A 12,473-nucleotide genomic window follows, 5' to 3' on the forward strand; every position below is an offset into this window, starting at 1 on the left:
GCGACGATGCCGATTACGCTGCGACCATGCATGCCGTGCATCGATACGCGAAGGGGTGAGGGATGGAGATCGAGATCCGTCACTTCCGGGCCTTCGCCGCGGTGGCGCGCCACCGTTCCTTCTCCCGCGCGGCCGACGAGCTGTCGATCACGCAGCCCGCCCTGAGCCGTACGGTCGCCCAGCTCGAGGCGGCGCTGGGCGTACGCCTCCTCGAGCGCACGTCACGACGCGTGGAACCGACCGATGCCGGCACGGAGTTCCTGCGGGAGGCGGAACGAGTCCTCGCCTCCTTCGACCACGCCCTCACCGCGGCCCGCCGGCTCGGTGTGCTGCGGCTCGGCTTCAGCTGGCTTCTTCCGGCTCCGTGGGCGCAGCGGACCATCAAGGCCTTCGAGGGAAGCACCGGCGCCTCCGTGACCCTCACCCGCACCGACGATCCGCTGGAGGCCCTGCGCCGGCGCACCGTCGACATCGCCGTGGTGCGCGGCGACGCAGCAGCTCCGGAGCCGCTGCGTTCCGTCCGGCTGTACGACGAGCCGCGCTTCGCCGTGTGCGCCCGCGAGAGCCCGCTGGCCGGACGCGACCATCTGGACTGGGGCGAGGTGCGGGACTGGCGTCTGATCGTGAACACCGTCAGCGGCACCACAGGGCCCTGGTCCTGGCCCGAGGAGTCCCGGCCGCGGGACATCGTCGAGACGGCGAACTACGACGAGTGGGTGGAGACGGTGGCCGCGAACCGCGGCATCGGGATCGTGCCCGAGACCGCGCGGCACCGCTCCCCCCATCCCGCGCTGCGTTTCGTCCCTCTCACCGACGCCCCGCCGGTCCCGGTCCGGCTGGTCCACCTCCCGGACGGCCCGCGCGTGCTCATCCGCCGGTTCCTCGACGCCTCCCTGGCGGCGGTCGCCAGGTGAGTACCAGGGCCGTTGCTCAGTCCCGGCGTACCTAGACTGGGCCCATGCCAGACGCGACGCCGGTCATCCCGCTCGACCCGGACGAGGAAGCGTTCCTGCGCGCTCTCGGCACGGTGATGGCCCTGTTGCCCCGGGTGGTCGACGCGGACATGCTCGGCGAACTGCCGATCTCCGGTACCGAGTACACGGTCCTGGTGCATCTCAGCGAAGTCCCCCACCATCAGCTGCGGATGAGCGAACTGGCCAACGCCTGCGGCCTGTCGCTGAGCGGGATGACGCGTGTGGTGAACCGTCTGGAGTCACAGTCGCTCGTCACGCGGCAGAAGTGCCCCGAGGACGGCAGGGCGTGGCTCGTCGTGCTCACCGGCCCGGGACGGAAGATGCTGGAGCAGGCGTGGCCCACGAACCTGGCCAGCGTGCGCCGACACGTCTTCTCCCGCTTGGAAGGGTGCGACGTGGCGGCGGCAGCGGAGGTGCTGCGGCGCATAGCGGCGCCCTGAGTACAGCGGCGCCCTGAGGTGGCGGGCCGGTTCTCTCACAAGCCCATGTCAAGGGCGAGGCAGGAGAACTGGATCCAGGACCTCTCGGAGTTGTAGGCGTCGACCACGGACCCGTCCGGTGTGGCCGGCTGGGACACGGTCATGTCCTCGACGCGTATGCGCTCCGGCAGCCGGCCGAATCGCTCGAGCCGGGCGGCCGTCGCGGCGTCCATCGCATGTTCAGCGCTCATGATGTCTTCCTCTTCCGTCGTGCCCGTTCGGGTCGGGTCCACAGGGAATCGATGGTCAAATGTCGCACCCATCGCGTCACCAGTCAAGCAGGTGACGCGATGGGTGCGAGGGGGGACCGCGGGACGCCTGGACGGCGCTCGCGGCCGGACGACTCCGCGGCGGGGTCAGTCGAAGGTGAAGACCATCCGGAAGCGCGCGGCCCCGGAGAGCATCCGCTGGTAGGCGGAGTCCGCCTCGCTCAGGGGCACGGTCTCGACGGTGGGGCGGATGCCGTGCAGGGCGGCGAACTCCATGGTGTCCTGCACGTCCTTCGCGGTTCCGGAGGGGTGTCCGCGGACCACCTTGCCCGACAGGATGAGCTGGAGCGGTGTGATGCCCAGGGGTTCGGGCGAGACCCCGATGACCACGAGTTCGCCTCGGGACGTCAGCCCGTCGACGGTGGCCGCGATGGCCGCGGAGTTGCCGGCGGTCGCCAGCACCACCTTGACTCCTCCGAGGGCCTGCAGCGCCTCCGCGACCGGGGTCGCCCCCGTGCTGTCGACGTAGTGGTGGGCCCCGAAGCGCTTGGCCAGCTCGGCCTTCTCCGCGCCGCGGGCGACGGCCACCGTCTCGAACCCCATGCCCACGGCGAACTGGACGGCCAGATGCCCCAGACCGCCCAGTCCCACCACGGCGACCCGGTCCCCCGGCTGGGCGGAGCTGCGGCGCAGTCCGTTGAACGTCGTGACGCCCGCGCAGGCCATCGGTCCCGCGTCCGCCGCCGACAGGCCATCCGGGATGCGCGCCAGAGCGTCGACCGGCGCGATCATGCTCTCCGCGAAGCCTCCGTCGTAGGCATAGCCCGGGATCTTGAGGTTCTCGCACACGATGAAGTCACCCCGCCGGCAGGCGGCGCAGTGCCGGCAACTGCCGCCGAACCAGCCGACCGTGACCCGGTCCCCCACGTTCCAGCCGAAGTAGTCGGCGCCCTCGCCCAGTTCCTCGATCCGCCCGGCGACCTCGTGTCCGGGGACCAGGGGGAACTGCGTGCCGGGCATGGTGCCGGTCACGAAGAAGTCGTCGCTGTGGCAGATGCCGCACGCCTCGACGGCCAGGCGGACGTGGCGGGGTCCGGGCCGGGGCACTTCGCGCTCGACGACCTCGAACCGCCCGCTGGGACTCGTCACCTGAGCGACTCGATAGGTAGGCATAGGTGTCTCCGTCATCAGGAGGGCACCCCTCGCGGCAGGCCGACCGCACCGATCGACGGCACGTCGAGGCAGGCCCCGAGGGAAGCTGGCGTCACGCCACGCGCGCCAGGACCAGGACCCGGGTCCCTGGGCGGCTGAGTCGGTGGCGACTTTTCAACGGGCGGCGGTTGCGCTCACCGGTGGCCGGCCCGGCACCAGTGAGCACATCCATCCCACCATCACACGGACGCCCCGGCAAAAGATGCGCCCCTGGCACCGTCGTGCGCGGCCGCCCGGCCGCCTTCTCCCACCCCGCCAGGACCTGCCGGTCGTCATCCTGCCGACGCGAGTCCGTTCGCGGAGCGCGCCTCGCTGACCGCACGCCCGCGCTCGGTGGCGGGAAAACGGTCCAGCATGGCCCGCAGCTCGCCCGCGTCGACGTTGGCCCCGAAGGGCTCGGTGCCCGGCTGGAGGCGCACGCCGTGAGCGAGCGGGCCGGCGTCGACCGGGTCGAACCCGAGGTCGTCGACCAGGCGCGTCACGGTGGACACGGCTGCCGGGTCGTCCCCGGCGACGGCGATCGCCTTGCGGCCGGGCGTGCCGGCGGGCACGGCACCGTCCTCCAGGTCGTGGTAGCCCATGTGGTTGAACGCCTTGACCACCCTGGATCCCGGCAGGAACGCCTGGACGATCTCGCTGGTCGACGTGCGCGGGTCGGTGAAGTCCTCGCGCACCCCGTCGATCTCCCACCAGTAGTTCATCGCGTCGACGACGAGCTTGCCCCGCAACGCCTCGACGGGGACGCCGCGATACTTGCTCAGGGGGAGGGCGAGGACCACCACATCGGCTTGGTCCGCCGCCTCGGCCGCGGTGACCGCGACCGCGCCGGGGGTGAGGACCTCGACGGTGAGGGCGATCCTGTCGGGGTCGCCCGAACCCGCGATGAGGACGCGATACCCGGCGGCCACCGCCAGGCGGGCCAGGACGGTACCCACCTTTCCGGCGCCCAGGATGCCGATCGTGTGCTTGTGCCGGATGTTCATCTTCGTCTCCTGACCCGGGTCAGCCCGCGAGGAGGTCGCGGACCATGGGGATCACCTTCGTGCCGTAGAGCTCGACCGAGCGAAGGCGGTTGCTGACGGACTGCGAGCCCGACGTGTAGATGAGGTCGAACCGGCCGACCTGGAGGGTCCGGACGGCAGCGGCGATCTTGCGTGCGACTGTCTCCGGCGACCCCACGTACATGGAGCCGTGGGCGATCTCGGCCTCGTACTCCTCCCGGCGCACCGGCGGCCACCCGCGCAGCGCGCCGATGCGGTCCCGGATCACCCGGTAGCCCGGCCAGTGCGCCTCGCGCGCCTCCTCGTCGGTGTCGGCGACGAAACCGGGTGAGTGCATCGCGACCGGGTGGGCGGTGGTGCCGAACTGGGCTGTCGCGCGCTCGTAGAGGTCGATGTAGGGGGCGAAGCGGGTGGGGGCGCCGCCGATGATGGCGATCATGAGAGGGAGGCCGTGGCGGGCGGTACGCACCACCGACTGAGGGGAACCGCCGACGCCGACCCAGGTCGGCAGACGGCCGGACTCGGTCGTGGGGTAGACCTCCGCGTTGTCGAGCGGGGCCCGGACCGTGCCCTTCCAGGTGACGGGCTCCTCCTTCAGCAACCGCACGAAGAGGTCGAGCTTCTCCTCGAAGAGGACGTCGTAGTCGGCCAGGTCGTAGCCGAACAGCGGGAACGACTCCGTGAACGAGCCGCGGCCGAGGATGATCTCGGCGCGCCCCTCGCTCAACGCGTCGAGCGTCGCGAAGCGCTGGAAGACACGGACCGGGTCGTCCGAGCTGAGCACCGTGACGCCGGAGGAGAGCCGGATACGCCGGGTGCGGGTGGCGATGCCGGCCAGCACGGTCTCGGGGGTGCTGACCGAGTACTCCGGGCGGTGGTGTTCGCCCAGCGCGAGGACGTCGACGCCGAGGTCGTCGGCGAGGACGGCCTCGGCGACCGTCTGGCGGATCGACCTCGCGTGCGAGACGAGGACACCCGAGTCGTCCTCGGGTACGTCGCCGAAGGTGTCCAGGCCGAAGACGAGATCAGACATGGGTGGCTTCCTTACTGAGGATCTCCCGGACCCGGGGGGCGACTTCGTGCCCCAGCAGCTCGATCGTGCGGGCGCGGGCCTGCCGCGGCAGGTGCATGACGTCGTACTTGAGGTCGAAGCGGCTCAGGCGCAGGTCCCGGGCCACGGTGGCGATCTTGCGGGCGACTGTCTCCGGGGAGCCGACGAAGAGAGCGCCGTGCTCCAGCTCGGCCTCGTAGCGCGTGCGGTCCGGCTTGTAGAAACCGCGCTCCTCGGCGAGTTGACGCACGACCGGTTCCCAGTACCGCCACCAGGTCTCGATCGCCTCCTCGTCGCTGTCGGCGATGAGCCCCAGGGAGTGCTGCCCGATCGGCTGCGGAGCGTGTCCGGCCTCCTGGAGCGCCCGATGGTAGAGGTCCACGTGACCGCCGAAGCGCTGGGGCCGGCCGCCGATGACGGCCAGCATGAGGGGCAGACCGTAGCGGGCGGCACGCAGGACGGAATGCGGGCTGCCGCCCACCCCGATCCAGGTGGGGATGCCGCCGGGGCGCATCCGGGGACGCAGTTCCTGCTCGACGAGCGGGGTGCGGGTCGCCCCGCTCCACGTCACCTTCTCCTCCCGCTGGAGGCGCATGAACAGTTCGAGCTTCTCCTCGAAGAGCTGCTCGTACGTGGTGAGGTCGTAACCGAACAACGGGAAGGACTCGGTGGACGACGCGCGTCCGAGGATCACCTGGGCCCGACCGTTCGACACGGCGTCGAGCGTGGAGAACGCGTGATAGAGCCGCACCGGGTCATTGGTGCTCAGGACGGTCACCGAGGTGCCGAGGCGGATGCGTTCGGTGGCGGTGGCGATGGCGGAGAGCAGGACCGGGACGGCGCTGTCGACGTGACCGGGCCGGTAGTGCTCGCCGACGCTGAAGACGTCCACCCCGGAGGACTCGGCGAGCCTGGCCTCCTCGACGAGGAGACGCACCACCTCGGCGTCGTCGAGCGTGCGGCCGTCGTCCGTGGCGATCTCACCGAAAGAGTTCAGCCCGATCTCGAAAGCGTTGGCTCCCATGGCCGCTCCTTCCCGGTCCGCTCCCCCGGAACCCGTCGCCCCGGAGGATGCATTACTTGACACGTCAAGCATGCCTCCATGTGCTTGACATGTCAAGCATTACCTAGGCGGCCCGGCCCGGATCGTTCGGATGGGACTGCAGGGGTGTGATCACCGCGGTCATCCAGGGCCACAGAGGCAGGCTGCCGAGCACCTCGGCCCGCAGTTCCGCCTCGTCGTCGGCGAGCCAGACACCGACGCTGCGCAGCTCTCCGACCGGCCGCCACAGCCGGAACAGATGCCCCTGGGCCGTGAGCTCCTTGGCTCGTACGGCTTCGGCGGCGCGACGCTCGTCGACCACGGTCTGATCGGTCCCCTCGGGAACGGTGGTCGTCAGTTCGACCAGGAACTCCTTCATGGTCTTTTCCTTCTCAGTGGGTGCTCAGCGGGTGCTCAGTGCGGATGGGGAACGGTGAGCGGGCCGGCGCAGGGGGTCCGGCCCGCTCAACCGTGGTGACGGCGTGCCACCGTCACCCGAGGGGCCGGGTCAGGCGGCGGCCTTGATCGTGTCGGCGATCCTCACCACGCGTTCGGCCTGGATGCGGGCGGCGGTACGCGTGGTGTCGTCGACGGGGTTGGTGCCCTGACCGTCCGCGTGGGAGGTGCCGTAGGGGTTGCCGTCGGCGAACTTGGCCGGGTCCGTGAAGCCCGGGCTGACGACGATGCCGCCGAAGTGGTGGACCGAGTTGTACAGGGCGAGCAGCGTCGACTCGTGGCCCGCGTGCGCCGTGGCGGTGGAGACGAAGCCGCTGTACACCTTGTCGGCGAGCTTGCCCTCGGCCCACAGGCCGCCGAGCGTGTCGATGAACTGCTTCAGCTGCGAGGAGACGTTGCCGAAGCGGGTCGGGGTGCCGAAGATGACCGCGTCCGCCCACTCGATGTCGCCGGGGGTGGCCTCGGGGATGCCCGCGGTGGCCGCGTGGTTGGCCGCCCAGGCCGGGTTGGACTCGATCGCCGCCCGAGGGGCCAGCTCGGCGACCCGCAGCAGGCGGACGTCGGCTCCCGCCTTCACACCGGCGTCGTGGAGCTCCTTGGCGATCTCCGTGATGGTGCCGGTCGAGGAGTAGTAGACGATTGCGAGCTTGACGGGAGTGGACATGGAGAGCCTCCATCGAAAAGGGCTGAGGGTGGTTTTCGGCGTCACTAGACGACCGGTCATTTAAGCTAGACGACCGGTCGCCTATCGTCAAACACAGGGGTTCATACGCAGGAGTTCATGCAGGTAGGAGCGCCAGGGAAGGGCTCAGATGGCGTCATGCGCGGCGCCGGGGTGGCGCGGGACATGATCGTGCGCGCCGGCCAGAGCGGCGCGCAGGGGCATCCGGGGCTAGCGGAGGATCCGCTCGAAAACGGTCTGGAAGAACGCCTCCACGGGAGCGGCCGACTTGTCGACTCTCGCCGCGATCAACGTCCCTTCCCAGGCGCTGAGGATGAACAGGGCGGTCGCCTCGACGTCCAGGGAACCGTCGAGGTCACCCGCCTCCTGGGCCTCGGCGAGCACCAGGCCGAGCCGGTGGGCCCAACCGTCGAAGCCCTGCTTGGCGGCGGACCGGATCTCCTCGCTGTGATCGGCGACCTCGGCACCGAAGTTGCCCACCAGGCAGCCACGCACGAACCCGTTGTCCACCGTGTCCCTGCTGAGGTACTCGAAGTGCGCTCGCAGCCGGTCCAGCGGAGGGAGGCCCGGCGTGGTGAGCAGGTCGAAGCGCAGAGTGTCCGCGTACCTGCTCAGTGCCTCCAGAGCGCTCTCCTCCTTGCTGGCGAAGTGGTTGTAGAAGGAGCCTTTGGGGACTCCCGCCGCCTTGGTGATGTCGTTGATGCCGGTGGCGTTGAAGCCCCGCGCGTGGAACTGCCGGAAGGCCGCCTCAGCGATCTCCTCGCGCTTGGACGCTCGCCCCATGCCACTCGCCTCCCGTGACCGCACTCGATCGCCGGTCCCGCGGGCCCCGCGGCCTTGCCTCCAGAGCGGAGAACCGACGGCTAGTCGGGGGTAACCACGGCGAACAAGACGACCGGCCACCTCATCGTATGCGCTTTCGTCGGAACCAACGTTCGGACGTGGGTTAGGCTCTTTAAGACGACCGGTCATTTTGAGAGACCGAGGCGGCGGTATACGCCGCCTGCGCAGGCGCCCACCGACGGACCGGTACGTCGCCCTTCCCCCTCCGCACGACATTCAGGAGCCACCATGTCCACTTACCGGGCCTTCGAGGCCACCGGCGTCCACCACCTTCGGCTGGTCGAGCGCGAGCTGACCGAACCCGCACCGGGACACGTGCGTCTGCGTGTCGAGGCCTGCGGGATCTGCCACACCGACGTGCTGGCCGTGGAGGGCCTGCGGGCCGACCCCTCGGCACCCGTGGTCCCGGGCCACGAGGTCGTCGGCGTCATCGACGCGGTGGGAGCCGGCGTCACCACCTGGCGGATCGGCGACCGCGTGGGCGTCGGCTTCCTGAACGGGCACTGCGGGGAGTGCGAGCCCTGCCGCCGGGGCGACTTCGTCAACTGCCTCGCCCAGGAGCAGACGGGTACGACGATCGACGGCGGTTACGCCGAGGTCGTCCACGCCCGGGCGAGCGGGCTGGTGCGCATACCGGAAGGCATCTCCGCGATCGACGCCGCTCCCCTGCTGTGCGCCGGTCTGACCACCTTCACCGCCCTCCAGCAGGGGCCCACCCGGGCGGGCGCCCTCGTCGCCGTGCAGGGCGTCGGCGGCCTGGGCCACCTGGCCCTGCAGTACGCGCGCAGCCTCGGCTACCGGGTGGCCGCCATCGCCCGCGGCCCCGAGAAGGAGGCGTACGCCCGGGAGTTGGGCGCCGATGTCTACATCGACAGCACCAGCACCGACCCCGGGGCCGAACTGGCCGCTCTGGGCGGGGCGTCGATCATCATCGCCACCGCCTCCAGCGGCGCGTCGATGAACCCACTGGTCCGCGGACTCGCTCCGAACGGCAAGCTGGTCGTGGTCGGCGCGGCACCCGACCCGCTGACCATCGCCACCCCTGACCTCATATTCGGCACCCGCTCGGTCGTCGGCAGCCTGACCGGGACCTCGATCGAGAACGAGGACAACCTGGCGTTCACCCTGGCCCACGAGATCCGCCCCCGCGTCGAAGTCATGGGCTTCGAGCGGGCGATGGAGGCCTACGAGCGGATGCTGTCGGGCCAGGCCCGGTTCCGCGTCGTGCTCGACGTCACGGCGGCTTGATGCGTCCGGCCGCTGCGCGCCGGACGCGATCCCCGGCGGGCAGCGGCCGACAGGGCGAGCACACCATCTGGCAACGTCTGCCTGTTCAACGCATCCCGGGCAGACGGCGCAACTCGTCGATTTTCATCAGCCGGGTGGCAAGGAGAGACCCCACTGCGCAGCAGATGCGCGGTGAGTCGAGTCCTGTCACGCAGGAAAGGGTGTAGGCGCCGGCCATGCCGACGACAGCCCAACGGGCGGGCAGGATCACATGACGCGCGGTGGCCAGGGCGATGTTGACGCCCGCGATCCACGCCGCCGTGAGTAATGGGGTGCTGTTGGGCTGGGTCCAGTGACCCGAGCATGGTGTCGCTACCGCCGGAGCAGTTCGTCGTGGGGCTCTCTGTCGGGGTGGGCGTGGGTGTCCGTCGTGGCCAGTGCTGTGAGTGCCGTGCGGTCGATCTTGCCGTTGGCGTTCAGGGGCAGGGCGTCGAGGAACAGGAACCTCTTCGGGGTCATGTAGACGGGCATGGAACGTCGGCATCGCTCGGCGAGCTCCGCGGGCGTCACCGTGCCGCCGGGGGCCACGAGGAAGGCCGAGAGGGCGGCTTCGCCGTCCGGTCCGTCGAGTGCCAGGACCAGGGCGGAGGTCACGCCCGGGTGTTCCGTGAGTCGCCGTTCTATCTCGCCCAGTTCGATGCGGTTGCCGCGTATCTTCACCATGCTGTCGGCGCGTCCGCAGAAGTACAGCTCGCCGGAGGCGTCTCGGTAGGCCAGGTCGCCGGACCGGTAGACCAGTTGTCCGGAGCGCGGTTCGAGGGGGTCCGGGACGAGGACGCGCCGGGTGGCTTCCGGGTCGTCCCAGTACCCGGAGAAGAGGGAGGGGCACCGGATGTACATCTCCCCCGCCACGCCGGGCTCGTCGACGGGCCGGCCCGTCTCGTCGAGGAGCAGGATCTCGGCGCCGGGGTAGCCGTGGCCGATGGACAGGGCTTCGGCGTCCTCCGGGAGCGGGTCGGGTACCTCGGCGAACGAGCAGGCCACGGTCTCGGTGGCGCCGAACGCGTTCACCACGCGCAGGCGCGGCAACAGGGCGCGCAGGTGGCGCAGTTCGGCGAGGGGGAAGTTCTCACCGGCGAACAGGATGCCCCGCAGGTGCTCGCCGAGGGCGGCCACGCGGTCCGGTTCGTGCCGGAGCAACGGCCGCCACAGCGAGGGGACTCCGTGCACGACGGTGGCTCCGGTTGCCTCGAGGTGGCCGAGCAGGCGGCGCGGAAAGCTGAGGTACGCGCGGGGTACGGCGATCAGGGTGGCGCCCGTGCCCATGGTGACGCAGATGTCGAAGAGGGCGACGTCGAAGGCGAGCGGTGAGGTGCTCGCCACTCGGTCGTCGGGCGTGACCGCGCCGAAGCGCTGGGTGCCGCGGTAGAAGGCCAGCGCCGAGTGATGGCTCATCACCACGCCCTTGGGGCGGCCGGTGGTTCCCGAGGTGAAGATGATGTAGGCCGGGTCGCCGCCCACGGTGGTGCGGCGGTGGCGTGTTCGGGGCGTCCGCGCACCGGTGAGCGTGATACGGCCGTCCGCTTCGAACGTGCCGGAGGGTGCCCTGCCGTGGTCGGATGTGGCGGCGCCTGCGGGGCGCAGGACGGCCGCCGCGTCCGTGGTCTCGATGATGGCGTCAAGACGGAGGGCCGGGATGTCGGGGTCCACGGGGACGAACACCGCCCCCACACGCGAGCAGGCGAGCATGACGGCGATCGCCGACGCCGAGGTGTGGGAGGCGACCACCACGCGGTCGCCGATCCCGACGCCGCCGGCGGTCAGTCCTTCGGCGTACGCGTCGACGCGCCGGGCCAGGGCGCGGTAGGACACGGCCGTGACCGTTCCGGAGGCGTCGCACTCCACCACGGCGGGTTTGTCCGGGGTCCGGGACACCGGCGCGAGCGCGAACGCGTCGAGCGTGTCGGCGGGGAAGCGGGGGGCGAAGCGCTCGTCGGCCATGCTGTGCATCCCTCTTCTTCTACCCGAAGGCCGCGACGGCCTTCACGTACTCGGTCAGGACCGTGCGGAACCGTTCCGGCTCCTCGAGGTGCGGCACGTGACTGGACTGTTCGAAAATCTCCCAGCGCACGTCGGGGATCAGGTCGGCGTACGGCTGGACGGTGGCGGGCGTGGCCTCGTCGTGGCGGCCCGAGATCAGCAGGGTCGGCACCGTGATGTCCGCGAGGCAGTCCGTGACGCCCCAGTCGCGCAGGGAGCCGATCACATGGAACTCGCTGGGGCCGTTCATGGTGAAGTAGACCGTCGGGTCGTTGAACATCTCGAAGAACGACGCCTGGTACTCGCGGGGCCACGGGTCGAGGCGGCACAGGTGCCGGTCGTAGAAGACGCGGGTGGCCGCGTGGTACTCGTCGCTGTCGGTCGTCCCGGCGGCCTCGTGGCGCAGGAGGGTCTCGTTGACGCCGGCGGGCAGAGCAGCGCGCAGGACGTCCATCTGCCGCAGCCAGAGCGGATAGGAGGCGGGGGCGTCCGCGATGACCAGGCCCTTGAGTCCGGCGGGCGCGGCCGAGGCGTGCTTGGCCGCGAGCAGGCCGCCCCACGAGTGCCCGAGCAGCATGTAGTTGTCGGCGATGCCGAGGTGCCGCAGCAGGTTGTCCAGCTCGGCGAGGAACAGCTCCACGGTCCAGAAGCCGGCCGGTGCGTCCGGCAGATGACTGGAGCCGCCGTTGCCGATCTGGTCGTAGTGCACCACCGGGACCCCGAGTTCGGACAGGGCGGCCAGGCTCACCAGGTAGTCGTGCGTGCTGCCCGGACCGCCGTGCGCGACCACGAGCGCCGTCCGGTGCGGCGACAGGTCGCCGGTGACCCGGTACCACGTCTTGTACGCACCGAACGGCGCCACGCCTCTGGCAGTGGGACGGATCACTAGACCCGCTTCCCGGTGACGGGGAACGTGCCGAACATGCCGGGCTTCGCCTTGCCGGTCATGGTGTCGCCGTTGCGCGTCAGGGTCAGGGTCATCTTGAGCGGGACCGGCTTGTGCGACTTCACCTTGAAGGACAGCAGGTCGCCGTCGATCTTGCCGTCGATGATGTCGGGGTCGATGACCTGGCCGTTGGCCCGGCAGGTGCCGACCAGCTTGCCTTCCTCCGCCTTCATGTCCACCCACAGGCTCTGCTTGCCGATGGGGCTGTCGATCGTGAACTCCCAGCTGCCGTCAGCGCTCATTCCGTCTCCCGTTTGTCGATCACCCGATGGTCCCCTGACGATAGGAAGGGCCGGAGGCGGCAAGAACCC

14 protein-coding genes and 1 pseudogene are annotated in these 12,473 nt (G+C 70.4%); 3 read left to right on the forward strand and 12 right to left on the reverse strand.

Features of this window, described 5'->3' with window-relative positions:
- Nucleotides 1–62 precede the first annotated feature (62 nt).
- Both F8R89_RS01890 and F8R89_RS01895 read left to right on the forward strand, forming a co-directional pair.
- A complete protein-coding gene (locus F8R89_RS01890) occupies nucleotides 63–914 on the forward strand; it encodes a LysR family transcriptional regulator (RefSeq protein ID WP_151782285.1) in 852 nt (283 codons plus the stop codon).
- A gap of 44 nt (nucleotides 915–958) precedes the next feature.
- Nucleotides 959–1,414: a MarR family winged helix-turn-helix transcriptional regulator gene (locus F8R89_RS01895; RefSeq protein WP_151782286.1), complete on the forward strand. Its 456-nt coding sequence runs from the start codon at nucleotides 959–961 to the stop codon at nucleotides 1,412–1,414.
- A 35-nt stretch (nucleotides 1,415–1,449) separates the two neighbouring features.
- On the opposite strand, the gene F8R89_RS01900 is transcribed toward F8R89_RS01895, so the two are convergent.
- From F8R89_RS01900 to F8R89_RS01935, 8 genes are all read right to left on the reverse strand, one after another.
- Entirely contained in the window at nucleotides 1,450–1,644 is a 195-nt protein-coding gene (locus F8R89_RS01900; RefSeq protein WP_151782287.1) for a hypothetical protein, read from the reverse strand.
- 165 nt (nucleotides 1,645–1,809) lie between these two features.
- Nucleotides 1,810–2,835 carry an alcohol dehydrogenase gene (locus F8R89_RS01905; protein WP_151782288.1) on the reverse strand — a complete coding sequence of 342 codons (1,026 nt, stop codon included), beginning with the start codon at nucleotides 2,833–2,835 and terminating at the stop codon, nucleotides 1,810–1,812.
- Between the two features lie 311 nt (nucleotides 2,836–3,146).
- On the reverse strand, nucleotides 3,147–3,857 hold the full coding sequence (locus F8R89_RS01910) for an NADPH-dependent F420 reductase (protein ID WP_151782289.1): 711 nt from the start codon (nucleotides 3,855–3,857) through the stop codon (nucleotides 3,147–3,149).
- Nucleotides 3,858–3,876: 19 nt separating this feature from the next.
- Nucleotides 3,877–4,908 (reverse strand): LLM class flavin-dependent oxidoreductase, encoded by a 1,032-nt coding sequence (locus F8R89_RS01915; RefSeq protein WP_151782290.1) that lies wholly within the window; start codon nucleotides 4,906–4,908, stop codon nucleotides 3,877–3,879.
- Nucleotides 4,901–5,950, reverse strand: a complete 1,050-nt coding sequence (locus F8R89_RS01920) for an LLM class flavin-dependent oxidoreductase (protein ID WP_151782291.1) — start codon at nucleotides 5,948–5,950, stop codon at nucleotides 4,901–4,903. Before F8R89_RS01920 ends, F8R89_RS01915 begins: the two co-directional genes overlap by 8 nt.
- 103 nt (nucleotides 5,951–6,053) lie before the next feature.
- Complete coding sequence (locus tag F8R89_RS01925; RefSeq protein ID WP_151782292.1) at nucleotides 6,054–6,347, reverse strand: muconolactone Delta-isomerase family protein; 294 nt, start codon at nucleotides 6,345–6,347, stop codon at nucleotides 6,054–6,056.
- 129 nt (nucleotides 6,348–6,476) lie between these two features.
- A complete protein-coding gene (gene wrbA, locus F8R89_RS01930; protein ID WP_151782293.1) occupies nucleotides 6,477–7,088 on the reverse strand; it encodes an NAD(P)H:quinone oxidoreductase in 612 nt (203 codons plus the stop codon).
- Nucleotides 7,089–7,316: 228 nt separating this feature from the next.
- A complete protein-coding gene (locus F8R89_RS01935; RefSeq protein WP_192806022.1) occupies nucleotides 7,317–7,889 on the reverse strand; it encodes a TetR/AcrR family transcriptional regulator in 573 nt (190 codons plus the stop codon).
- 288 nt (nucleotides 7,890–8,177) lie between these two features.
- On the opposite strand from F8R89_RS01935, the gene F8R89_RS01940 reads away from it, so the two are divergent.
- Nucleotides 8,178–9,197 (forward strand): alcohol dehydrogenase catalytic domain-containing protein, encoded by a 1,020-nt coding sequence (locus F8R89_RS01940; RefSeq protein WP_151782295.1) that lies wholly within the window; start codon nucleotides 8,178–8,180, stop codon nucleotides 9,195–9,197.
- A 155-nt stretch (nucleotides 9,198–9,352) separates the two neighbouring features.
- Here F8R89_RS01940 and F8R89_RS36545 read toward each other — a convergent pair.
- The 4 genes and pseudogenes from F8R89_RS36545 to F8R89_RS01960 form a co-directional block, all read right to left on the reverse strand.
- Nucleotides 9,353–9,510, reverse strand: a pseudogene (locus F8R89_RS36545) (murein biosynthesis integral membrane protein MurJ); the annotation flags it as partial.
- 38 nt (nucleotides 9,511–9,548) lie between these two features.
- Nucleotides 9,549–11,177, reverse strand: coding sequence for an amino acid adenylation domain-containing protein (locus F8R89_RS01950; RefSeq protein WP_192806023.1), 1,629 nt, complete (start codon nucleotides 11,175–11,177; stop codon nucleotides 9,549–9,551).
- 19 nt (nucleotides 11,178–11,196) lie between these two features.
- On the reverse strand, nucleotides 11,197–12,078 hold the full coding sequence (locus F8R89_RS01955) for a proline iminopeptidase-family hydrolase (RefSeq protein ID WP_225994295.1): 882 nt from the start codon (nucleotides 12,076–12,078) through the stop codon (nucleotides 11,197–11,199).
- A 23-nt stretch (nucleotides 12,079–12,101) separates the two neighbouring features.
- The gene (locus F8R89_RS01960) at nucleotides 12,102–12,404 is read right to left on the reverse strand and encodes a hypothetical protein (protein WP_086867885.1); all 303 of its coding nucleotides are present in this window, start codon (nucleotides 12,402–12,404) and stop codon (nucleotides 12,102–12,104) included.
- Nucleotides 12,405–12,473 lie beyond the last annotated feature (69 nt).

Source organism: Streptomyces sp. SS1-1, assembly GCF_008973465.1.
In the GTDB taxonomy this organism is placed as follows: Bacteria; Actinomycetota; Actinomycetes; order Streptomycetales; family Streptomycetaceae; genus Streptomyces.

What these genes read in the sequence shown, in the direction of transcription:
- F8R89_RS01935 (WP_192806022.1), bottom strand. Translation starts at nt 7,889, where the DNA reads ATGGGGCGAGCGTCCAAGCGCGAGGAGATCGCTGAGGCGGCCTTCCGG.
- F8R89_RS01950 (WP_192806023.1), bottom strand. Translation starts at nt 11,177, where the DNA reads ATGGCCGACGAGCGCTTCGCCCCCCGCTTCCCCGCCGACACGCTCGAC.
- F8R89_RS01915 (WP_151782290.1), bottom strand. Translation starts at nt 4,908, where the DNA reads ATGTCTGATCTCGTCTTCGGCCTGGACACCTTCGGCGACGTACCCGAG.
- F8R89_RS01940 (WP_151782295.1), top strand. Translation starts at nt 8,178, where the DNA reads ATGTCCACTTACCGGGCCTTCGAGGCCACCGGCGTCCACCACCTTCGG.
- F8R89_RS01960 (WP_086867885.1), bottom strand. Translation starts at nt 12,404, where the DNA reads ATGAGCGCTGACGGCAGCTGGGAGTTCACGATCGACAGCCCCATCGGC.
- F8R89_RS01900 (WP_151782287.1), bottom strand. Translation starts at nt 1,644, where the DNA reads ATGAGCGCTGAACATGCGATGGACGCCGCGACGGCCGCCCGGCTCGAG.
- F8R89_RS01895 (WP_151782286.1), top strand. Translation starts at nt 959, where the DNA reads ATGCCAGACGCGACGCCGGTCATCCCGCTCGACCCGGACGAGGAAGCG.
- F8R89_RS01920 (WP_151782291.1), bottom strand. Translation starts at nt 5,950, where the DNA reads ATGGGAGCCAACGCTTTCGAGATCGGGCTGAACTCTTTCGGTGAGATC.
- F8R89_RS01890 (WP_151782285.1), top strand. Translation starts at nt 63, where the DNA reads ATGGAGATCGAGATCCGTCACTTCCGGGCCTTCGCCGCGGTGGCGCGC.
- F8R89_RS01905 (WP_151782288.1), bottom strand. Translation starts at nt 2,835, where the DNA reads ATGCCTACCTATCGAGTCGCTCAGGTGACGAGTCCCAGCGGGCGGTTC.
- F8R89_RS01910 (WP_151782289.1), bottom strand. Translation starts at nt 3,857, where the DNA reads ATGAACATCCGGCACAAGCACACGATCGGCATCCTGGGCGCCGGAAAG.
- F8R89_RS01925 (WP_151782292.1), bottom strand. Translation starts at nt 6,347, where the DNA reads ATGAAGGAGTTCCTGGTCGAACTGACGACCACCGTTCCCGAGGGGACC.
- wrbA (WP_151782293.1), bottom strand. Translation starts at nt 7,088, where the DNA reads ATGTCCACTCCCGTCAAGCTCGCAATCGTCTACTACTCCTCGACCGGC.